The organism is Bacillus sp. JJ664, assembly GCF_036962205.1.
Classification (GTDB): domain Bacteria; phylum Bacillota; class Bacilli; order Bacillales; family Bacillaceae_G; genus Gottfriedia.
The window spans coordinates 419-23225 of sequence record NZ_JBALMS010000099.1 but is presented as its reverse complement, the minus strand read 5'-3'; the positions used below and the strand labels follow the sequence as shown (position 1 = coordinate 23225).

At 33.7% G+C, this 22807-nt stretch carries 20 protein-coding genes; all 20 read left to right on the top strand.

Annotated features, from left to right (window positions below):
- Positions 1-259 (top strand): ketopantoate reductase C-terminal domain-containing protein (locus V7056_RS15360; protein WP_499703301.1); only part of this gene is annotated, 259 nt, incomplete at its 5' end.
- A gap of 6 nt (positions 260-265) precedes the next feature.
- Complete coding sequence (locus V7056_RS15355; protein ID WP_499703300.1) at positions 266-658, top strand: DUF3397 family protein; 393 nt, start codon at positions 266-268, stop codon at positions 656-658.
- Positions 659-684: 26 nt separating this feature from the next.
- A complete protein-coding gene (bshC, locus tag V7056_RS15350) occupies positions 685-2313 on the top strand; it encodes a bacillithiol biosynthesis cysteine-adding enzyme BshC (RefSeq protein ID WP_499703299.1) in 1629 nt (542 codons plus the stop codon).
- Between the two features lie 125 nt (positions 2314-2438).
- A complete protein-coding gene (gene mraZ, locus V7056_RS15345) occupies positions 2439-2870 on the top strand; it encodes a division/cell wall cluster transcriptional repressor MraZ (protein ID WP_088000238.1) in 432 nt (143 codons plus the stop codon).
- Between the two features lie 93 nt (positions 2871-2963).
- Positions 2964-3896 carry a 16S rRNA (cytosine(1402)-N(4))-methyltransferase RsmH gene (gene rsmH / locus V7056_RS15340; protein ID WP_499703298.1) on the top strand — a complete coding sequence of 311 codons (933 nt, stop codon included), beginning with the start codon at positions 2964-2966 and terminating at the stop codon, positions 3894-3896.
- Positions 3897-3908: 12 nt separating this feature from the next.
- Entirely contained in the window at positions 3909-4280 is a 372-nt protein-coding gene (ftsL, locus tag V7056_RS15335; protein ID WP_499703297.1) for a cell division protein FtsL, read from the top strand.
- 11 nt (positions 4281-4291) lie between these two features.
- The gene (locus V7056_RS15330) at positions 4292-6484 is read left to right on the top strand and encodes a penicillin-binding protein (protein ID WP_499703296.1); all 2193 of its coding nucleotides are present in this window, start codon (positions 4292-4294) and stop codon (positions 6482-6484) included.
- A 115-nt stretch (positions 6485-6599) separates the two neighbouring features.
- Complete coding sequence (locus tag V7056_RS15325) at positions 6600-8546, top strand: stage V sporulation protein D (RefSeq protein WP_499703294.1); 1947 nt, start codon at positions 6600-6602, stop codon at positions 8544-8546.
- A 25-nt stretch (positions 8547-8571) separates the two neighbouring features.
- Positions 8572-10038: a UDP-N-acetylmuramoyl-L-alanyl-D-glutamate--2,6-diaminopimelate ligase gene (locus V7056_RS15320; protein WP_499703292.1), complete on the top strand. Its 1467-nt coding sequence runs from the start codon at positions 8572-8574 to the stop codon at positions 10036-10038.
- Positions 10039-10146: 108 nt separating this feature from the next.
- Complete coding sequence (gene mraY / locus V7056_RS15315) at positions 10147-11121, top strand: phospho-N-acetylmuramoyl-pentapeptide-transferase (RefSeq protein WP_499703291.1); 975 nt, start codon at positions 10147-10149, stop codon at positions 11119-11121.
- On the top strand, positions 11122-12474 hold the full coding sequence (gene murD / locus V7056_RS15310) for a UDP-N-acetylmuramoyl-L-alanine--D-glutamate ligase (protein ID WP_499703289.1): 1353 nt from the start codon (positions 11122-11124) through the stop codon (positions 12472-12474).
- Between the two features lie 34 nt (positions 12475-12508).
- Positions 12509-13609 carry a stage V sporulation protein E gene (gene spoVE / locus V7056_RS15305; RefSeq protein WP_167374469.1) on the top strand — a complete coding sequence of 367 codons (1101 nt, stop codon included), beginning with the start codon at positions 12509-12511 and terminating at the stop codon, positions 13607-13609.
- Positions 13610-13814: 205 nt separating this feature from the next.
- Positions 13815-14906 (top strand): undecaprenyldiphospho-muramoylpentapeptide beta-N-acetylglucosaminyltransferase, encoded by a 1092-nt coding sequence (gene murG / locus V7056_RS15300; RefSeq protein ID WP_499703287.1) that lies wholly within the window; start codon positions 13815-13817, stop codon positions 14904-14906.
- Positions 14907-14983: 77 nt separating this feature from the next.
- Positions 14984-15892 carry a UDP-N-acetylmuramate dehydrogenase gene (gene murB, locus V7056_RS15295; RefSeq protein ID WP_499703284.1) on the top strand — a complete coding sequence of 303 codons (909 nt, stop codon included), beginning with the start codon at positions 14984-14986 and terminating at the stop codon, positions 15890-15892.
- Positions 15893-16055: 163 nt separating this feature from the next.
- On the top strand, positions 16056-16823 hold the full coding sequence (locus V7056_RS15290) for a cell division protein FtsQ/DivIB (RefSeq protein ID WP_499703282.1): 768 nt from the start codon (positions 16056-16058) through the stop codon (positions 16821-16823).
- Positions 16824-17049: 226 nt separating this feature from the next.
- Positions 17050-18330 (top strand): cell division protein FtsA, encoded by a 1281-nt coding sequence (ftsA, locus tag V7056_RS15285; RefSeq protein ID WP_088000260.1) that lies wholly within the window; start codon positions 17050-17052, stop codon positions 18328-18330.
- Positions 18331-18366: 36 nt separating this feature from the next.
- Entirely contained in the window at positions 18367-19509 is a 1143-nt protein-coding gene (ftsZ, locus tag V7056_RS15280; RefSeq protein WP_088000262.1) for a cell division protein FtsZ, read from the top strand.
- Between the two features lie 628 nt (positions 19510-20137).
- Complete coding sequence (spoIIGA, locus tag V7056_RS15275) at positions 20138-21043, top strand: sigma-E processing peptidase SpoIIGA (RefSeq protein ID WP_499703303.1); 906 nt, start codon at positions 20138-20140, stop codon at positions 21041-21043.
- A gap of 10 nt (positions 21044-21053) precedes the next feature.
- Positions 21054-21773: an RNA polymerase sporulation sigma factor SigE gene (sigE, locus tag V7056_RS15270; RefSeq protein WP_192601359.1), complete on the top strand. Its 720-nt coding sequence runs from the start codon at positions 21054-21056 to the stop codon at positions 21771-21773.
- A 162-nt stretch (positions 21774-21935) separates the two neighbouring features.
- Positions 21936-22715 (top strand): RNA polymerase sporulation sigma factor SigG, encoded by a 780-nt coding sequence (sigG, locus tag V7056_RS15265; RefSeq protein WP_056471070.1) that lies wholly within the window; start codon positions 21936-21938, stop codon positions 22713-22715.
- The last annotated feature ends 92 nt before the right edge of the window (positions 22716-22807 follow it).

Here is a 22807-nt window from a genome sequence, read left to right as displayed (position 1 = left end):
TAGTAAGTTATTATTTAATGAAGTTGCAAGAGTTTTACAATTAAATGAAGAAGTAGAATGGCAGAAAGTAATAGAAATCTGTGAAAAAACATCAATGAATTACTCATCAATGAATCGAGATCTTTACTATGGCAGAGAGACTGAGATTGAAAGCATGCTTGGTTATGTAAAGAATCTTGCAATTCAAAAAAAAATAAATGTTCCAACGATCGAACTTGTGTACAATGTAATTAAAGGACTTGAGAAGAAAAAGGGGTAATTCTTATTGGGAAAATTTTTCATTTTCTTTATTTCATTTTTAATTGAATTTCCAATCGTTTCAACAATCTTTATCTATATGTTTCTAAAACTTTTTTTTAAGCATAATAAGCGTAAACTTTTGCTTTTTACATTAGATTTCACTACAATTCTATATATTAGTTCTTTTTATTTTATGTTAAACATGTTTTTTCCAACAGCGACTGGTTGGATTTTGATTAATCTATTATTAATTATCTTATTTATTAGTATTATTCTTCAATGGAAAGCAAAAAGAGATATTCGATTTTTTAAGCTTATAAAAGGTTTTTGGAGGATTTCCTTTATTTTGTTTTTTATCCTTCATTGTATCACCTTGTTAACAGGTCTGACTTTGAGCATATCTGAATATATTGCTTAATTGGAGAACGAGAGAGGAAGTTCTTAATGCAAATTAGTAAAGTCCATTTAGCGGGTCAAAATAAATTGTTGAATGATTTTTTAAATGGAAAAGAGTCGATTTCTTCTTTCTTTGGTGCAAATCCTTTGGAAAAAGAAGAAATGGAATTCAGAATTAAAAATGTAATGAACCGATCATATAATCGTCAAGGTCTAGTAGATGCATTAGAACTTTTCCATCAAAAACATCATGCTAGTATTGAATCACAGGAAAATATGAAAAAGTTGCGAAATGAAGATACGTTTGTTGTAATTGGTGGTCAACAGGCTGGATTGTTAACTGGACCTTTATACACGATACATAAAATAATTTCGATCATACAATTAGCGAAAAAATATGAAGATGAATTTAATATTTCGGTTGTGCCTGTTTTTTGGATAGCTGGAGAAGATCACGATATTGATGAGATAAACCATATCCACACCAGTGATGATCATGAAGTCAAAAAACAAACCTACTATCAAAAAGATACTCATACTTTCTCAGCTACAAAAACAAAGCTTGATCAGAAGGAAATGAAAAATTGGATTCAGAAAATCGTAAAGACGTTTGAAGAAACGAATTATACAAATGATCTTTTACATGACCTGAACAAGACGCTTGAGGAATCTGTTACTTTTGTTGATTTCTTTGCAAAGCTATTATTTAAATTGTTTGCAAAAGAAGGTTTAGTTTTAATTGATGCAGATGATCCAAACGTAAGAGCGTTAGAAGGTTTAATGTTCGAAAAAATGGTTTCAAAACAAGATATCGTAAGAAGTGTACTAAAAGATACGAAAAGTAAATTGATTAAATCAGGATACCAAGAAACACTTCAAATTTCTGAACAGTGCATTCATCTTTTTTACCATAGTAAAGAAGGTAGACAATTGCTGGAAGTAGGAGAAAATGAAGGCGTTATTCAAACAAAGAACAAAAGCTATCAATTTACGCAGGATGAGCTCCTTAAATTAGCAATCGAACAACCTACGTCACTCAGCAATAATGTTGTGACGCGCCCAATTATGCAGGAATATTTATTCCCTACGCTTGCATTTGTTGGTGGACCTGGTGAAATCGCGTACTGGGCTGAGTTAAAAGGTATTTTTGAAGTATTTGATTTAGAGATGCCTCCTGTCTTTTTAAGGCATATGTTTACGATCTTCGAACGAAATATTGTATCTTCTATGGAAGACTTTTCTCTAGATATTACTGAATCACTTCAAGATTCACTTGAGGAGAAGAAAAAATCATGGGTAAAAGCACAAATCAGTGTTGACTATAAAAATGTCTTCGAACAAAGTAGAAAAGCATTGTTGGAATTACATGAACCGCTTCAAGAGGTAACAAAAGAAGTGGCTCCTAATTTAAATGACTTTTCTAAAAAGAATTATTTGAAAATAGAAGAACAAATATTACTTTTAGAACGAAAAATTGAAGAATCAATCCTAAAACGACATGAAGAACAAATTGCAAAATGGAATAGAATTATTCATTCCATTTCGCCAATTGGAAGGCCACAAGAACGAGTACTTAATATTTATTATTATATAAATAAATATGGTCCGGACTTTGTTCACCAACTATGTGAGTTACCGTTATCTTGGGATTATGCTCATCAAGTCGTCGAACTTTAAATAGAAAATAATTCGATCCTGCTATGTATATAGCAGGATTTTTCGTTTTTTTAAAGAATTTCATAGAAAAGGTGGTAAGAAGTGGGGGAATGTGGTAAGTTTGTGTTAGAAAGTGGGGGGGAAGGATGTTTATCGGTGAATATCAACATAATATCGATGTAAAAGGACGTCTTATTATTCCTTCCAAATTTCGAGACAAGCTTGGTGAAACCTTCATCGTAACAAGAGGGTTGGATCAATGCTTATTTGGCTATTCAATGGCTGAATGGAGTGTAATTGAAGACAAACTGCGTACACTACCACTAACAAAAAAAGACGCAAGGGCATTTACTCGTTTTTTCTTCTCTGGAGCTATGGAATGTGAGATGGATAAGATGGGGAGAATTAATATTGCACCTACATTGCGTGGATATGCAAAATTGGAAAAAGAATGCGTAGTAGTTGGTGTAACAAATCGAATTGAGATTTGGGATCAAACAACTTGGAATACATATATGAATGAGTCTGAGGAGTCATTTGGAGAACTAGCTGAAAATTTAATTGGATTTGACCTATAAACCAAAAATCGTAAGTCCTAGTTCGTTTAGCGTCTTCCCCACTCGAGGGAGCATAAGCGTGACGCTTTTACATTTAAGATTGAGGTGAGCAACATGTTTGAGCATATTACGGTTTTATTAAGAGAAACTGTTGATTCTTTAGATATAAAAAAAGATGGTATTTATGTAGACTGTACACTTGGCGGTGGAGGTCATAGTGAATACTTACTATCACAGTTATCTTCTAATGGAAGGTTAATTGCGTTTGATCAAGATGAGACTGCAATTAGACATGCGAAAGAACGTTTAAAAGAGTATGAAAATCAATTAACAATCGTAAAAAGTAATTTTAAACATATAAAAGAAGAGCTTCATCATTTAGGGATTTATGAAGTTGATGGAATTTTATTTGATTTAGGAGTTTCATCACCACAATTAGATGTTGCAGAGCGTGGTTTTAGTTTTCATCAAGATGCACCACTAGATATGAGAATGAATCAAGAACAAACATTATCAGCTTACGAGGTTGTAAATGATTGGCCATATGAACAACTTGTTAAAATTTTCTTCCGATATGGAGAGGAAAAATTCTCAAAACAGGTTGCTAGAAAAATTGAAGAATTGCGTGCTAAAAAACCAATTGAAACTACGTTTGAATTAGTTGAAATTATAAAGGATGCAATCCCTGCTCCTGCTAGACGTACGGGTGGTCATCCAGCAAAAAGGATTTTCCAAGCAATTAGAATTGCTGTAAATGATGAACTTGGTGTATTTGAAGAAGCGCTTAAGGATGCACTCACACTGATAAAACCAACTGGAAGAATTAGTGTCATTACATTCCATTCTTTAGAGGATCGAATTTGTAAAACTATTTTTAAAGAGGCGAGCTCTCTTCCACCTTTACCACCTGGATTACCGATTATTCCAGATGAGTTTAAGCCGAAATATAAGCTTATTACCCGTAAACCATTATTACCAACTGATGAAGAATTAGAAGCAAATAAAAGAGCAAGATCTGCAAAATTAAGAGTAGCTGAAAAATTATAAGGAGGGAATACAATGAGTAATTTGGCAAGAAAGTTACAACAAAAACAAGTTACTGATTCGCAACTTAGACCTTCTATCAAGAAAAAAGTAAAAACGAAAAAATTATCTAAAGTAACACCGATTGAAAAGTTCCTTTATGTTTCATTTATTTTTGCATGCTTCTTTATTGGAACGAAAATTGTAAAAACACAAGCTGCAATTTTTGATACAAATATTAAAATTCAACAAGTGAAAAATGAAGTAGCAAAAGAAAAACAACATAATTCTGAATTAAAGATGAAAATAGACGAACTGAGTACTTATGACCGAATTTGGCAAAAAGCTAAAGAATTGGGATTAAAGATCGATAGTAATAATGTGAAGTTCACAGATTCTAGCAACTAGGAGATCATATTATGAGTAAGAAAAAGAATAAGTATACGAATTTAGGAATTCGATGGTTTTTTCTTGTCACTATAGCATTTTTTATCTCACTCATAGCAAGAATTAGTTATTTACAATTAGCAGACACAGTAGAAGGTAGAAACTTAAAAGTATTTGCAGATGAGAATTATAATACATCACAAAAAATTCCTGCAAAAAGAGGTACCATTTATGATGCAAATGGTGTTCCTCTTGCCGAAGAAGTAACTTCATACACTGTGTCTGCAGTACTAGATCCGAGTGCTTCTAAAAATTCCAAAATAAAAAGACATGTTGTTGATAAAGATAAAACAGCAAAACAATTGTCGGCTATTTTAGATGTAGATGAGTCGGAACTATTATCAATGTTAGGGAAACCAAAATATCAAGTTGAACTAGGACCAGGTGGAAGAAATATTTCTCAAAGCAAGAAAGAAAAAATTGAGAAATTACAGCTACCTGGTATTGTTTTTACTCCATCACAAAAACGATATTATCCAAATGGTATGTTCGCATCCCATACACTTGGTTATACGACAACAAATGATAAAGGTGATTTAGTAGGTGAAATGGGTCTTGAAAAATCATTAAATGATGAATTGAACGAAGAGGATGGTAAAAAAAGCTTTTTACGTGATCGCAAAGGAAATATCCTTCCTTACGAAAATGAAAAAGTAGATCCACCACATAACGGTAATGATATTTATTTAACGATTGATACAAAGATTCAGAGTTTACTAGAAGATGCAATGACTAGAGTGGATAAAGAGTATGAACCTGAGAAAATCATGGCGATCGTGTCTGATCCAAAAACGGGTAAAATCGTAGCAATGGGAAATCGTCCGAGCTTCGATCCGAATATTAATGATATTACAAACTATACAAATGACCCCGTTTCATATGCTTTTGAAGCTGGTTCAACAATGAAAATATTTACACTTGGCGCTTCCATGAATGAAGGAGTATACAATGGTCATGAGTATTTTCAATCTGGAAGATATAAAGTACCTGGTGGAGGTACTGTCCATGATGTAAATAGAAATGGTTGGGGCTCAATTACCTTTGATGAAGGGATTCAGCGTTCTTCTAACGTTGGAATTTCCATTCTATTAAACGAAAAATTAGGTCCAGAGCGTTTCTTGCAATACTATAAAAATTACGGGTTTACCCAAAAAACAGGAATTAATCTTCCTGGTGAATCAAGTGGACGTTTAGTATATAAATATCCACTTGAGAAAACGACGACTGCTTTTGGACAAGGTTCAACTGTAACTGCTATTCAAATTATTCAGGCTGCCAGTTCGATTGCAAACAATGGAAGAATGATGAAACCTTATATTATTGATAAAATCGTTAATCATGATACGAGTCAAACAGTGAAAGATTATGATTCAGAAGTAGCTGGTAATCCGATTACGGCGGAAACAGCAAAAAATGAAAGAAAACTATTAGAAACTGTTGTAACGTCACCGAATGGTACTGGACATAATTATGCAATTAAAGGATATTCAGTTGCTGGTAAAACGGGAACTGCTCAGGTTGTTGATGATCATGGTAAATATATAAAGGGGCATGGTGAAAATCTATTTTCTTTCATCGGTATGGCTCCTGCAAATGATCCAGAGCTTGTTGTTTATGTAGCAGTTCTTCGTCCTAAATTAAAAGATACTGAATTAGGGTCCGACCCAGTATCAGAAATTTTTAGAAGTGTTACAAAAGGTGCACTTGAGTATATGAAAGTAGAACCTGCAGAAAATGCTGATATTAATGTATTAGTTGATAAAGATAGTATTGAAATTCCAGATTTAGAGGGACTTTCTTTAAATGAAGCAAAGTCTTTAGCAAAGTCATTAGGCTTAAAACCGATCTCCCTTGGAAGTGGTGATGAAGTAACAGGACAATCAATTACTTCAAAGACCCAAGTAGTAAGGGGAACTAAAATTTATTTAAGAACGAATGGCAAAAATAAGATGCCTTCGGTTATTGGATGGTCTAAAGTAGATGTGAATCGATTGAGTGATTTATTTAATTTAAAGCTTACAGTAAAAGGTTCCGGTTATATAACAAGTCAAAGTATTAAGAAAAATGCAGAAATAAGAGATCGTGACTTTTTAAGTGTAGAATTAAATAAACCTCAGGAAAAGGTTGAAAAAGATAAACAAGTTAAAGTGGAGATACAAGAGTAGACTTTTTTATAGGCTTGGACTAATTCTAGATTGCTAGAATTAGTTCAAGGTCTATTGTATTTGGTACAAGCATATATTGAAACGAACATATTGTAGTAGAGGAGTGTTCGTTTAAATGCGAGTATCAAATGTAACCGTACGTAAACGTTTATTTTTTGTTTTTATTGGTGGTTTATTAATTTTTTCTATTATTGCGACAAGATTAGGTTATGTACAATTTGTGTTAGGTGATGTTTTATCTGAGCGTGCAAAAAACTCATGGAGTCGTGATATTCCATTTGAACCAAAACGTGGAGAAATCTTAGACCGTAATGGTGTTGCACTTGCAACAAATAAAAGTGCTCCATCCGTTTTAGTCGTACCTAGACAAATTAAAGATCCAGAAATCGCGACAAAAAAACTTGCCCCTATCCTAAAAATCTCCGAGGTAAAGCTGTATAAAATTTTAACCAAAAGATCCAGCATGGAACATATTCGTACAGAAGGTATTAAGATTACAAATGAAAAAGCAAAAGAAATTAGGGATTTAAACCTAGCAGGCGTTTACATAGCTGAGGATTCAAAAAGATATTATCCATTTGGCAACTATCTTTCTCATGTACTTGGTTTTGCAGGAATCGATAATCAAGGTCTGAACGGATTAGAGCTTTATTATGATAAGCAATTAAGTGGTGAAAAAGGTAGTGTACAGTTTTATTCAGATGCAAAAGGACAAAGAATGCCTAATATTGCAGATGATTACATCCCACCTGTAAATGGGCTTAATTTAAAGTTAACGATTGACTCTAGAATACAAACAATATTAGAACGAGAAATGAACAATGCAACTGCTCAATATAATCCTGATGCGATGATTGGAATCGCGATGAATCCGAAAACTGGTGAAATACTTGGAATGAGTAGTAGACCAGGATTTAATCCATCAAACTTTAAAAATGTTTCTCCAGAAATATATAATCGTAATTTACCGGTATGGTCAAATTATGAACCAGGTTCTACTTTTAAGATTATTACACTTGCAGCTGCACTGAATGAAGGATTAGTTGATCTAAATAAGGACCAATTTTATGATGATGGAGCTGCAGAGGTTGCCGGTGCAAGATTAAGATGCTGGAAAAGAGGCGGACATGGGTCACAATCTTTTTTAGAGGTAGTTCAAAACTCTTGTAACCCAGGGTTTGTTGAATTAGGTAATCGATTAGGTGAAGATCGACTATTCCAATATATTCGTAATTTTGGTTTTGGCCAAAAAACAGGTATTGATCTACATGGTGAAGGTTCTGGAATTTTATTTAGTATGGACCGTGTAGGGCCGGTAGAAGCAGCAACAACTGCTTTTGGTCAAGGTGTATCGGTAACGCCAATACAGCAAGTAGCAGCTGTTTCTGCGGCAATTAACGGTGGTATATTATATCAACCTTATATTGCAAAAGAGTTTGTAGATCCAGTTACGAATGAAGTTGTTAGTCGGAAAACGCCAATTGCTAAAAAAAGAGTCATTACACCAGAGACGTCTAAAAAAGTAAGACTTGCCCTTGAAAGTGTAGTAGCACAAGGTACAGGTAAAGGAGCCTTCGTTGAAGGGTATCGCGTAGGTGGAAAAACTGGAACGGCACAAAAAGTAAAAGATGGCCGTTATGATGATAATAGTTTTATTGTTTCATTTATTGGGTTTGCCCCAGCAGATGATCCACAAATCGTGGTTTATATTGCGGTAGATAATCCAAAGGGAACAGTACAATTCGGTGGTGTTGTAGCAGCGCCAATCGTAGGAAATATTATTCGTGATAGTATGCAGGTTTTAGGCGTTCCGCCAAGAAAAAATCAAATTGAAAGAGAATTTGTATATGGGGATATACCAACATATAAATTACCAAATTTAATTGGTTTAGAGAAAAAAGATTTGCAACAATTGCTAGATACTTTTACTATTGAATATAGTGGTAGTGGCAATATAGTCATTGACCAAGCACCTAAAGCTGGTGTTAAGCTAAAAGAAGGCTCTAAAATCAGAATTTATTTAGGAACGAAAGAAGAAACTAAATCAAAGAAGAAAAATTGATTTAGTTCAAATGAAAGGATTTGCTATGAAACTTCATACTTTACTATCAAGATTGCAACCTTTAGTGAAAACACCAACTGAAAATCCAGAAATCACTGGGGTTGAAATGGATTCCCGAAATGTAAAACCAGGATACTTATTTATTTGTATTGATGGTTATACAGTTGATGGACATCAATATGTAAAACAAGCAGTAGAAAATGGCGCTGTAGCTATTTTGGCACAAAAACCAGTTGAGGCGAATGTACCTGTTGCTTACGTAAAAGATACGCTTCGTTCTATGGCTGTTGTTGGGAATACGTTTTATCATAACCCAACTCACGATTTAAATTTAGTTGGTATTACAGGTACAAATGGTAAAACAACTACATCTTACATTGTTGAAGAGATTGTTAAACACAATCAACAAAAAACTGGTGTTATTGGAACAATTGGAATGAAAATTGGGGATGAAGTATATGAAACGAAAAATACGACACCAGATAGTCTAACACTACAATCAATGTTTGCAAAAATGGTAGACGCAAAAGTTGATACAGCAGTTATGGAAGTATCATCTCATGCATTACATTTAGGTCGAGTTCATGGCTGTGAATATGATATTGCGGTATTTACGAATCTTTCGCAGGATCATTTAGATTACCATGGATCGATGGATGAATATAAAAAAGCAAAAGGACTTTTATTTTCACAATTGGGAAATAGCTTTTCTTCTGAAAAGAGAAAGTTCGCTATTTTAAACGGTGATGATGAAGCTTCTAAAGAATATATGACGAATACTCAAGCGAATATATTAACTTATGGATTAAATAAGGACTATGATTTATTCGCAGATGAGATTGAATTAACAAACTCAGGAACTAGATTTGTCCTACATTTCTTACATCAACAATATGTAGTCGAAATGAAATTAATTGGTACTTTCAATGTATATAATGTGTTAGCAGCAATTGGTGCAGGTATTGCTTTAGACATTAAAGTTGAAACAATTCTGGAAGCAATCGCTACATTAGATGGTGTTCCTGGTCGTTTCCAATCTGTAAATGCAGGTCAAGATTTTACTGTTATTGTAGATTATGCTCATACGCCAGACAGTTTAGAAAATGTATTAAAAACTGTTAAGCAATTTGCAAAAAATGATGTGTATACCGTTGTTGGTTGTGGTGGCGATCGAGATCGTACAAAACGTCCATTAATGGGGAAAATTGCAGCGGACCTTTCTACCCAAGCTATTTTCACATCAGATAATCCTAGAACAGAGGACCCAATTTTAATTTTAGAAGACATGAAATTCGGTTTGGAGCATAATAATATAACGGTAATAGAAGATCGTAAAAAAGCAATTACATTTGCGATTGAGAATGCTAAAAAACATGATATTATTGTTATTGCTGGTAAAGGGCATGAAACATATCAAATTGTTGGAACGAATGTATCTCATTTTGATGATGTTGAAGAAGCTAAAGAGGCTATTTTGCAAAGAAGAGGATAATGTCCTCTTTTTTGTAATGCCAAAAAACATTTAATTAATAAATAATTCTATATAAAAGAATTAAACTATTACATAATAAAGAAAGTGATTTGGAAAGGAGGGCGTATAATGCTAGAACCGTCAATTTTAGTTGCTATGATTACAGCATTTATCATTGCAGTCATTTTATCGCCTATTTTTATACCGTACTTAAGAAAACTTAAATTTGGACAGAGTATTCGTGATGAAGGTCCAAAATCTCATAAAAAGAAATCAGGAACCCCAACAATGGGTGGAATCATCATATTAATTGCATTAAGTTTATCTGCAATTTTTATTTCAATGTACTTTGATGTATTATCGACACGAACATTTATTTTACTATTTGTAACTGTTTGTTTCGGTATAATTGGATTTTTAGACGATTACATAAAAGTAGTGAAGAAAAGAAATCTTGGATTAACTTCGAAGCAAAAATTTATCTGTCAGGTAATCGTATCAATTATTGTATTTTTTGCTATTAAATCAACAGGAGTATCTACTTCAGTAGCAATTCCAGGTACAGGATATGAAATTGATTTAGGATTTATTTATGCATTATTAATCATCTTCATGTTAGTTGGAACTTCTAATGCTGTTAATTTAACGGATGGATTAGATGGATTAGTTTCTGGTACTGCTGCAATTGCATTTGGTGCATATGCAGTGCTTGCGTATAATCTACAACAACTTGATGTTGCTATTTTCTCGATTGCTGTAGTAGGTGCAGTTTTAGGATTTTTAGTATTTAATGCACATCCTGCAAAGGTCTTTATGGGTGATACAGGCTCACTTGCTTTAGGTGGCGCATTAGCTGCAATTGCAATCGTTACGAATTTAGAAATTTTACTTGTGATCATCGGAGGCGTATTCGTTATTGAAACCCTTTCTGTAATGATTCAAGTAGCGTCGTTTAAAACAACTGGTAAAAGAGTATTCAAAATGAGCCCACTACATCACCACTATGAATTATCTGGATGGTCAGAATGGAGAGTTGTCGTTACATTTTGGTTTGTAGGGTTACTGTTTGCTTTATTAGGAATCTATATCGAGGTGTGGATGTAATTGAAAAATGTGGGGATTTTCAATCAAAAGAATGTATTAGTTTTGGGTATGGCAAAAAGCGGTTATGCTGCTAGTCAACTTTTAAAAAAATTAGGCGCAATTGTTACAGTTAACGATCGTACGCCATTTGAACAAAATGAAATTGCTCAAAAACTTAAAAATGAAGGATATAAAGTAGTATGCGGAGAGCATCCTTTAAGTCTATTAGAAAATGAACTGTACTGTATTGTAAAGAATCCTGGTATCCCATACTCAAATCCTCTATTAATAGAAGCTAAGAAAAGAAATATTCCAATCTATACAGAAATTGAGCTTGCCTATTTAATAAGTGAGGCTCCGTTTATTGGAATCACAGGTTCAAATGGGAAAACGACTACGACTACATTAGCACTAAATATATTGGAACAAGGCAATAAACAACCATTAGTTGCTGGTAATATTGGTACTGTTGCATGTGAAGTAGCAGAAAAAGCGACAAGTAATAATATTATCGTAACAGAGCTATCATCATTTCAATTAATGGGAATTGATGAGTTTAAACCTAAAATTTCACTGGTGACGAATATATTTGAAGCACATCTAGATTATCATGGTACGAAAGAAGAATATGTTAAAGCGAAAGCAAATATATTCAAAAATCAAACCGAAGATGATTTTGCAATTGTAAATTTTGATGATGAAAATGTTATGGCTATGGTGAAACATTCAAAAGCAACAATCATTCCATTTTCTTCGACTAAAGTTGTAGAAGAAGGAGCTTATGTTAAAGAAGGCTCGATTTATTTTAAACAACAAAAAGTCATTGAAGTAGAGAAGATTGTTTTACCAGGAAAACATAATTTAGAAAATATCCTTGCAGCTGTAGCAATTGCTAAACTGTTAGATGTTGATCATGCAGCGATTGAACAAGTGCTAACAACATTCACAGGAGTAGAACATAGGCTTCAATATGTAACTGAAATCAAACAACGAAAATTCTATAATGATTCGAAAGCAACAAATATCTTGGCTACGCAAAAAGCCATCTCATCTTTCCAAAAGCCAGTAATATTAATTGCAGGTGGATTAGATCGCGGGAATGATTTTGATGATCTAATTCCATATTTCAATAACGTGAAAAATATGATTACATATGGTCAAACGAGAGATAAATTAATTGACTCAGCAAAAAAAGCAGGAATGAAAGCAGTAAAATCGGTTGATAATGTTGAGGATGCTGTAAATGAAGCATTCGCTCATTCAGAAGTTGGAGATATCATTTTATTGTCGCCTGCATGTGCTAGTTGGGATCAATTTAAGACTTTTGAAGAACGAGGTAATAAATTTATACAAGCAGTGCATAAGTTAAAGTAAGGCTTGTTTAATTCAAAAGTTGAGGTGTATAGAAGTGCCAACAAAGAAAAATAGTCCTGACATGATTCTAGTTCTCGTTACGTTATCATTATTAACGGTCGGTATGATTATGGTTTATAGTGCTAGTGCAATATGGGCATCTTATAAGTTTCATGATTCGTTCTTTTTTGCAAAGCGGCAATTGTTATTTGCTGGTGTTGGAGTAATTGGCATGTTTATTGTATCTAACATCGATTATTGGTTATTTCGGACCCACGCAAAAAAAATTCTAATTGTTTGTTTTATTATGTTGGTACTCGTCCTAATTCCGGGCGTTGGTTTAGTTCGTGGCGGAGCGAGAAGCTGGATTGGAATCGGAGCTTTCTCAATTCAACCATCCGAATTTATGAAACTCGGAATGATGGTTTTCCTATCAAAATATTTAGCTGAAAATCAAAAAAATATTACATCATTTAAAAAGGGTTTAATGCCAACATTAGGTCTAGTGTTCTTAGCATTTGGATTAATTATGCTTCAACCAGACTTAGGAACTGGAACGGTAATGGTCGGTACTTGTGTCATTATCATATTTGTAGCAGGTGCGAGAATATCTCATTTTATGGGATTAGGATTAGTTGGAATCGCAGGTTTTGTAGCATTAATTGCCTCAGCACCATACCGAATAAAAAGGATTACCTCCTTTTTAGACCCGTGGTCTGACCCGCTAGGAACTGGTTTTCAAATTATTCAATCACTATATGCAATTGGTCCAGGTGGATTATTTGGTCTAGGATTAGGTCAAAGTAGACAAAAGTTTATGTACTTACCTGAACCGCAAACTGATTTTATTTTTGCAATCTTATCAGAGGAATTAGGTTTTATCGGAGGTTCATTTGTCATTTTATTATTTTCTTTCTTATTATGGCGTGGAATCCGAATTGCGTTAAGTTCGCCTGATTTATTTGGTACATTCCTTGCAGTAGGAATCGTTTCAATGATTGCCATTCAAGTAATGATTAATATTGGTGTTGTTATAGGGTTAATGCCTGTTACAGGAATAACATTACCGTTTTTAAGCTATGGCGGTTCATCACTAACATTGATGCTATTAGCTGTAGGAGTATTATTAAATATTAGCAGACACGCACGTTCGTAAAAGGGCCGACTCGATGGAAAAAGTACGCAGTTTTGTTTATGTCAAATTATTAGACATAAATCAAAAAAGTACTTAGAATTTCTAATTGAGTCGGTCAATTTTATTTTTCTATAAAAAAGAATTAGAAAGAATTACGTAAAGTGGTATAATAGCTACTTAACAACTTATCAATTTACATATTGTATTGATATTTAGGAGGATCTTTATGAAAATTTTAGTTAGTGGTGGGGGTACTGGTGGACATATTTATCCAGCACTTGCGCTAATTAAAGAGTTGAAAAAACAAGATTCCAATGTAGAATGTTTATATGTTGGTACAGAAAATGGACTTGAAAAAGGTATTGTAACAAAGCAAAACATACCATTTAAATCAATCGTCATATCAGGATTTAAAAGAAGTCTATCACTTGAAAATTTTAAAACAATTTATCGTTTCTTAAAAGGTGTTTCTGATAGTAAAAAAATTATTCGTGAATTTAATCCTGACGTAGTTGTTGGTACTGGTGGCTATGTATGTGGGCCTGTAGTATATGCGGCAGCAAAATTAGGTATTCCAACAGTTATTCACGAACAAAATAGTGTGCCAGGTTTAACAAATAAATTCTTAAATCGCTATGTTACAAAAGTTGCAATTTGTTTTGATGAAGTTGCGAATCATTTTGCGAAAGAAAAAGTAGTTTTTACTGGAAATCCACGTGCTTCTGAAGTAGTAGGAGAACACAATCCAATAGTTTTACAGTCATTAGGTTTGGAAAAAGGGAAAAGAACTGTATTAATTGTTGGTGGTTCAAGAGGTGCTAGACCAATTCACCAAGCGTTTTTAAAAAGTGTGAGTGAGCTTGGGGAAAAGAATTATCAAATGATCTATGTTACAGGTGACGCACATTATGATGCAGTTATTCAAGAAATCAATAAAGTGGGTAGTCCATCAAATGTTGTGATCAAGCCGTTTTTACACAATATGCCTGAAGTTTTAAGAGAAGTTGATTTAGTCGTATCAAGAGCAGGCGCTACAACTCTTGCCGAATTGACAGCATTAGGTAAGCCAAGTATATTGATTCCTAGCCCATATGTAACGAATAATCACCAGGAAATAAACGCTCGATCACTTGAAAAAAATGGTGCAGCAATCGTCATTTTAGAAAAAGATTTTCATAATGAATATTTCGTAAATGAAATTGAAAAAGTATTATTAAATCCTATCAAACTTGAAGAAATGAAACGTGCAGCTTTAGAAATCGGTGTTCCAGATGCAGCTAACAAGCTAGTAAAAGTATTAGAAGAAATAAGAAAGTAGAACCATGCACGAACAAGTTAGAAAATCTATAAATATGTATCATAGGATGCTACAAGCTAAAGGGGGAAAAGCTTAGAATGTTTGAAACTAGATTAAAGGAAATCATCAAGGACTCGAGTCTTCTAATGAATGAGCCTTTAGCAAATCACACTACAATGAAAATAGGTGGACCTGCTGATTATTTGGTCATACCTAAAAATGTCAATGAAATAAAAGAAATCATTCAACTTGCAAATGAACATAATATCAACGTTACCGTTATTGGAAGAGGATCGAATTTACTTGTGTCTGATAATGGTATTGAAGGTATAGTCATTAAAATAAGTGATTGTTTAGATCACATAGAAATAGATGGGACAAAAGTTTTAGTTGGAGCAGGTTACTCTGTCATTCGTCTTGCTACCCAATTAAGTAGAAAAGGGCTTTCCGGATTAGAGTTTGCTAGTGGCATTCCAGGTAGTGTTGGGGGAGCTGTGTATATGAACGCAGGTGCACACCAATCTGACTTCTCGAAGATTACGTCTAAAGCTCATATTCTATTCCAAGATGGGTCTATGGAATGGCTATCGAATGAACAACTAGAATTTTCATACCGTACTTCTGTCCTACAAAAAAAGCGTCAAGGTTTTGTTTTAGAAGCTGAATTACAATTAGAAGAAGGTTCAAAAGAAATATCTTCTGCATTAATGCAGAAAAATAAAGATTATCGAAGAGAAACACAACCGTGGAATTTCCCATGTGCTGGAAGTATTTTCCGTAATCCCCTTCCGCAATATGCAGGGAATCTAATTGAACTGGCAAACTTAAAAGGTTACCAAATTGGTGGAGCGAAAATTTCTGAAATGCACGGAAACTTTATTGTGAATGCAGGGAATGCAACATCAAAGGATGTTCTAGAATTAATTGATTTCATAAAGAAAACTATCTTAGAAAAATTTAATGTAGAACTTGAAACTGAAGTTGAAATAGTTGGTAAAAAAATGTAAGTTTCTTAAAAACAATTGAAATTATATGCTATAATTTAAGGTAGCATATGGTGACCAAGATAGAATGGCATTTTATATGCTATTCTATTTTTTATTATTCTTAAATTACATCCGATGTATAAGAAAGAAGATTGAAGTGGACTTTGATAATGGAGGCATAAACATGCAAGAAAATAAGATAATTAGTTTAGAAGACCGTGTTCCGATCTTGCGTAATAAAAAACGTAAAAAAGCAAATATACGTTTACTAATGACAATTTTATTGTTTTTTTCTTTGCTTTTATGTGTATTATATTTCCAAACATCAATTGGTTCAGAAATAAATTTAGAAATTAAAGGAAATAACCTATATACAGATAAAGAAATTCAAAAATTAGCCGATTTAAACGAAGACGATAGTTTTTTGACAATTCATTCAAAAAAGGTGATTCAAAAGCTTGAAAGTAGAAATACAATTCAATCTGCAGAGGTACATAAAAAGTTTCCGAATAAAGTAGAAATCGTCATTAAAGAATATCAACCAATCGGACAAGCAATGTTTGATGGAAAAAAACATTTACTTCTTGAAAGTGGTATGTTACTGAAGGAAAATAATTCCCTAGAAAATACAACAATTCCTGAACTAAATGGATGGAGCCAAGGTGATGAACTACAAGAATTAGCGGTTGAACTATCTAAACTACCAAAAAGTATATTCCATTCAATTTCTGAAATAGATTATACCCCAAGTAAGGATGATCCTTTACTTGTTACTGTTTTTATGAATGAAGGCTATGAAGTGAAGACGACAATTAGAAAATTTTCAAACAAAATGTCTAATTATCCGATTATTTTAAAGTCAATTCCTAAAAATAAAAAAGGGGTTATTCATTTAGAAGTAGGGGCTTATTTCGCTCCATATGAAACGAATGTTACAAATGTTATAAAATAACGGTAATATCATTAGAAAACAGTACTTTTAAGCCTTTTTTATCTGTTTATGTTAGTGTAGACTAATAGATAAATAGATATAATTGAAAAAAATTAAAAAGATTGTGAAAAATGAAAATAAAAAAGAGGGAAATCCCTTGTGAATGTTGAATAGTTTTTCATATATGTTATTTAAGAATGAATTGATGTTCGATTATAATAGATAGAGAGAAAAAGGAGGTGCCATCATGAACAGCAATGAGATCTATGTGAGTCTTGACGTTGGAACTTCGACAATTAAAGTTATTATTGGCGAACTAGTTAATGACACACTAAACATTATCGGCGTAGGTAATGTGAAATCTTCTGGCTTAAAACGTGGTTCGATAGTTGATATAGATGAGACAGTTACTTCCATCAAAAAAGCTATTGATCAAGCAGAAAGAATGGTTGGCATTCACATTGACAAAGTAATAGTAGGGGTAAGTGCAAACCAAGTTCAATTAATTAGCACAAATGGAGTAGTGGCAGTTTCTAAAGAAAATAAAGAAATTGATAATGAAGATGTTCTAAGAGTAATGGATCAGGCACAAGTTATTTCAATTCCACCTGAAAGGGAAATTATTGATGTCGTTCCTCATGAATACATTGTAGATGGCCTTTCAGAAGTAAAAGACCCAAGAGGAATGATTGGGGTTAGACTGGAAATGGAAGGTACATTAATCACTGGTTCAAGAACACTTGTACATAATATTTTGCGTTGTGTTGAAAGAGCAGGTTTAGAAGTTACTGACATTTGTTTACAACCAATGGCGGCAAGTACAATTGCTTTGAAACAAGATGAGAAAAACTTAGGTGTAGCTTTAGTTGATATTGGTGGCGGTTCAACGACAATCTCTGTATTCAGAGAAGGTGTGTTAATTGCAACTTCTGTATTGCCAGTAGGTGGCGAACACATTACGAAGGACTTATCAATTGGATTAAAGACATCAACTGAAGATGCTGAAAAAATAAAAGTTAAATTTGGACATGCTTTCTATGATACTGCTTTAACTGAAGAAGTATTAAGTGTTCCAATTATGGGTAGCGAACAGCATCACCAGTATAGTCAACAAGAAATATCAGACGTAATTGAAGCAAGGTTAGAAGAGATCTTCTTAATGGTTCAAAATGAACTATCAAGAATGAGGGGAAGTAATCTACCAGGTGGATTTGTATTAACTGGTGGTACTGTATCAATGACGGGTGTTATTGATTTAGCTCAAAGAGTATTTAAAAATAATGTAAGGATTGCAACTCCTGATTATATAGGTGTTCGAGAACCTCAATACATTACTGGTGTTGGACTAATAAGATATGCTTTTTATAAATCAAAAATGCGCGGTAAAAAACTTAGCTCTAATATCGCTTTCGAATCGAATGAACGAAAACCTGTAGCTGTTACAAATTCAAATACAAAACCAAAACAGCAGGATGAAGAACGTGTCATGAGTAAAGTTAAAAGCATTTTTAAGTATTTATGGGATTAATTTTGTGATGAATTTGAAATAGTAGGGGGATCAGTCATGTTAGATTTTGATACAAACTTAGATGCGTTAGCGAAAATAAAAGTAATTGGTGTAGGTGGCGGTGGAAATAATGCCGTTAACCGTATGATAGAACATGGCGTACAAGGTGTAGACTTTATCGCTGTGAATACAGATGCACAAGCACTTAATCTTTCTAAAGCAGATGTTAGAATGCAAATCGGTGGCAAATTAACTCGTGGTTTAGGTGCAGGTGCTAATCCAGAGGTTGGTAAAAAAGCTGCTGAAGAAAGCAGAGAACAATTACAAGAAGCTCTTAAAGGAGCTGATATGGTATTCGTAACTGCTGGAATGGGTGGCGGTACTGGAACAGGTGCAGCACCTGTAATTGCACAAGTTGCTAAAGAACTTGGCGCATTAACTGTTGGGGTTGTAACTCGTCCATTTACATTTGAAGGTAGAAAACGTTCAACACAAGCAGCAACTGGTATTGCTGCAATGAAGGAAAGTGTTGATACACTTATTGTTATTCCAAACGATCGTCTATTAGAAATCGTTGACCGTAATACACCAATGTTAGAAGCCTTCCGTGAAGCTGATAATGTATTACGACAAGGTGTTCAAGGTATTTCTGACTTAATCGCAGTACCAGGATTAATCAACCTTGATTTTGCAGACGTAAAAACAATTATGTCAAACAAAGGTTCTGCATTAATGGGAATCGGTGTTGCTGGTGGAGAAAACCGTGCAGCTGAAGCAGCTAAAAAGGCTATTTCAAGTCCATTACTTGAAACGTCGATTAATGGTGCTCAAGGTGTGTTAATGAATATTACAGGTGGAACAAACTTAAGCTTATATGAAGTGCAAGAAGCTGCTGATATCGTTTCTACTGCATGTGATGCTGAGGTAAATATGATTTTCGGTTCTGTTATTAATGAGAACTTAAAAGACGAAATTATCGTTACAGTTATTGCTACAGGTTTTGAAGGAGTAGTTGCTCCTACGCCAGCTCAAAAGCAAATTCAAAGACCATCAATTTCTACGCCAAGTCAATCAACTCAAACGACTGTAAAACGTGAAATGGTTCGTGAAGAAGCACCTGTTGTGGAAACTACAAAGAATATTACAAGTCTAGATGATTTAGATATTCCGGCTTTCTTACGTAATCGTAAAAAGCGCTAATCAATCAAGCAAAACCAAGAAAAGAAGTTAGCTCTTCATTTCTTGGTTTTTTATTTTGTCCATTATTTTGAATGTACATGGCAAAAACAAAAAAAGAAGACCTCATAAATATTCCTAATTCTACAATTTTTTTAGGTTTCATAAATCTAAACAAATCATAAGGAAACTAAGTAGGACCACTCCATGTAGAGTAACCTTATCCCTAGTACCAATTGATCAAAACCTTAGTTGATCTCTATACACTTGGATGCTCCCTTTCCGTGGAACATGGGCTGAGCCGCTTGGAAAATGCTAGGCAGACTAATATACCACGACGTCCTTCAGTGACGGATGCAAAACCCACACCACAAGGCCTTAACCTCCCCACATCTCAGACATCAGTCTCACGTCTTCTGATGTAATCAACTTCTATCTTTATTTTAAATCCAAAAAGAAAGAATTTTACAGTAAAGAGGTATTAGAGAAAAACAATAGAGCTAATGCTTGTCCGAGCTTATCAGACATTTTCACATACGAACTTGTCGAAAAACTCTTCATTCAGAACCCCTTTTTTTGACAGACTTCTTACTGTGCTCATCCTATACTTACAAATAAATGAACTATATTTTAGAGGATGGCGACAATATTGGTGATATATGGTGATCTTGTTTGGTTATTAAACTTATTAATGGATTTTTTGATTATCCAACTGACAGGTTTAATCCTAAAGAGAAATGTATCTATTTTTCGTTCATTTTTAGGCGCATTTATAGGTTCTATCGTTGTTTTATTAACGTTTACTCCATATGCATATGTTGTGAGTTCACCCTTTATGAAAATATTATTATCATTTTTCATTGTATTTTTTTCATTTGGTAAACAACGTATGATTACATTTTTACAATGTATCAGTATTTTCTATTTTTCTACTTTTTTACTTGGTGGAGCGCTATTAGGATTACACTATTTATTTCAATCAGATTCTAATAATTTATCAAAGTCCTCATTTTATGGTGATCCTTTAAGTTGGTATTTTGTATTAGGGATGATTCCAATCGTCATTTTATTTGCTAGAAAGTCAATTAACCAGATTGCCTTTACAAAATGGAAGTTAAACGAAATGTATGAAATGGAAATCGTATGGAGAAATACAACCATCCATACAAAAGGGCTAATGGACAGTGGGAATTCACTACATGAGCCACTTTCAAGAAAACCAGTTATCATTTTAGATTGTTCTACAAAAGATTTTGGACTTCCTGGAGAATTAGTTAAGTTAGTACGTGATTCAGAAAGTACATTACAAGGCAAAGACTCACTAGATGTCTTAAGTTTTTTCCAAGCATCGTTCGTACCGTATAAAAGTATTGGTCAAAGCAATCAATTACTTGTTGCTATTAAACCAACAGTCGTTCGATTAAAAATCAATGGAAAATGGTACTCTACGAAATCGGTCTTATTAGGATTAAGTCATGTCACTTTGTCTTCTGACAACTTATATGAATGTATCCTTCATCCAAAAATGATGCAGGGAACGATTAACGAAATCGCATAGGAGGTAGAAAATGTATCGTTTTTTCTTAAAATTAAAATTAGGATTTTACAAGCTCTTAGTGAAACTTGGTTTGAAAGCCGATGAAGTTTTTTACATAGGAGGTAGTGAAGCACTTCCGCCACCTTTAACAAGGGAAGAAGAAGAAAAGCTATTACAGAAGCTGCCAAACGGTGATCTTGGTGCACGTTCTTTATTAATTGAACGAAATTTACGACTTGTCGTCTATATAGCAAGAAAATTTGAAAATACTGGTATTAATATTGAGGATTTAATCAGCATTGGTACAATCGGTTTAATTAAAGCGGTAAATACATTCAATCCCGAAAAGAAAATTAAACTAGCAACATATGCTTCTAGATGTATTGAAAATGAAATCTTAATGCATTTACGACGCAATAATAAAAACCGTTCTGAAGTTTCATTCGATGAACCACTTAATATTGATTGGGATGGGAATGAATTATTACTTTCAGATGTTTTAGGAACTGAAGATGATATTATCACGAAAGATTTAGAAGCAAATGTAGATAAATCATTATTAACAAAAGCATTAGATCAATTGAATGATCGTGAAAAGCAAATAATGGAACTTAGATTTGGTCTTGATGGAACAGAGGAAAAAACACAAAAAGACGTTGCAGATATGCTTGGGATTTCCCAATCGTATATTTCTCGCTTAGAAAAAAGAATCATAAAAAGACTTCGAAAAGAGTTTAATAAAATGGTTTAATAGACATACCGATTAGCAGATGAGTTGACCTCATTTTCTATTCGGTTTTTTTAATTTGAATGTAAAATGTTAAATATTTTGTAAATATGTTTTCGTGCATAAATTTTCCACCGAAGGAGATACTTACCTATAGTACAGCAACTCCAAATAGGAGGGAACATCATGACACGAAACAAAGTAGAAATATGTGGTGTAGATACTTCAAAACTTCCAGTTTTAAAAAATGATGAGATGCGTAAGTTATTTCATGCGATGCAAAGCGGTGACCGAAGTGCAAGGGAAACAATTGTAAACGGAAATTTACGTCTTGTTCTAAGCGTCATACAACGTTTTAATAATCGTGGAGAATTTGTGGATGACTTATTTCAAGTGGGTTGTATTGGGCTAATGAAATCGATTGATAATTTCGATTTAAGTCAAAACGTAAAATTTTCAACGTATGCTGTACCAATGATCATAGGAGAAATAAGAAGATACTTACGCGATAATAATCCAATAAGAGTATCAAGATCACTGAGAGACATTGCATACAAGGCACTTCAAGTAAGAGAGCGCCTATTAGCAGAAAATTCAAAAGAACCAACACCGGTTCAAATTGCAGAAGTATTAGGTGTAACACATGAAGAAATTGTCTTCGCATTAGATGCAATTCAAGATCCAGTATCGTTATTTGAACCTATATATAATGACGGCGGCGATCCAATTTTCGTAATGGATCAGCTAAGTGATGACAAAAACAAGGACGAGCAATGGGTAGAAGAACTTGCACTACGCGAAGGAATGAAAAGACTAAACGATAGAGAAAAAATGATCATAAGCAAAAGATTTTTCCAAGGAAAAACACAAATGGAAGTGGCAGAAGAAATCGGAATCTCACAAGCACAAGTATCAAGACTAGAAAAATCAGCAATCAAACAAATGAACAAAAATATTCAAGGTTGAAAAGCGGAGGCGACTGTTCAGCTCCGACAAGCATAAGTCAAAGACCAATAAAGGTGCTTTTTACCTTTAATGGTCTTTGACTTATGACCTCG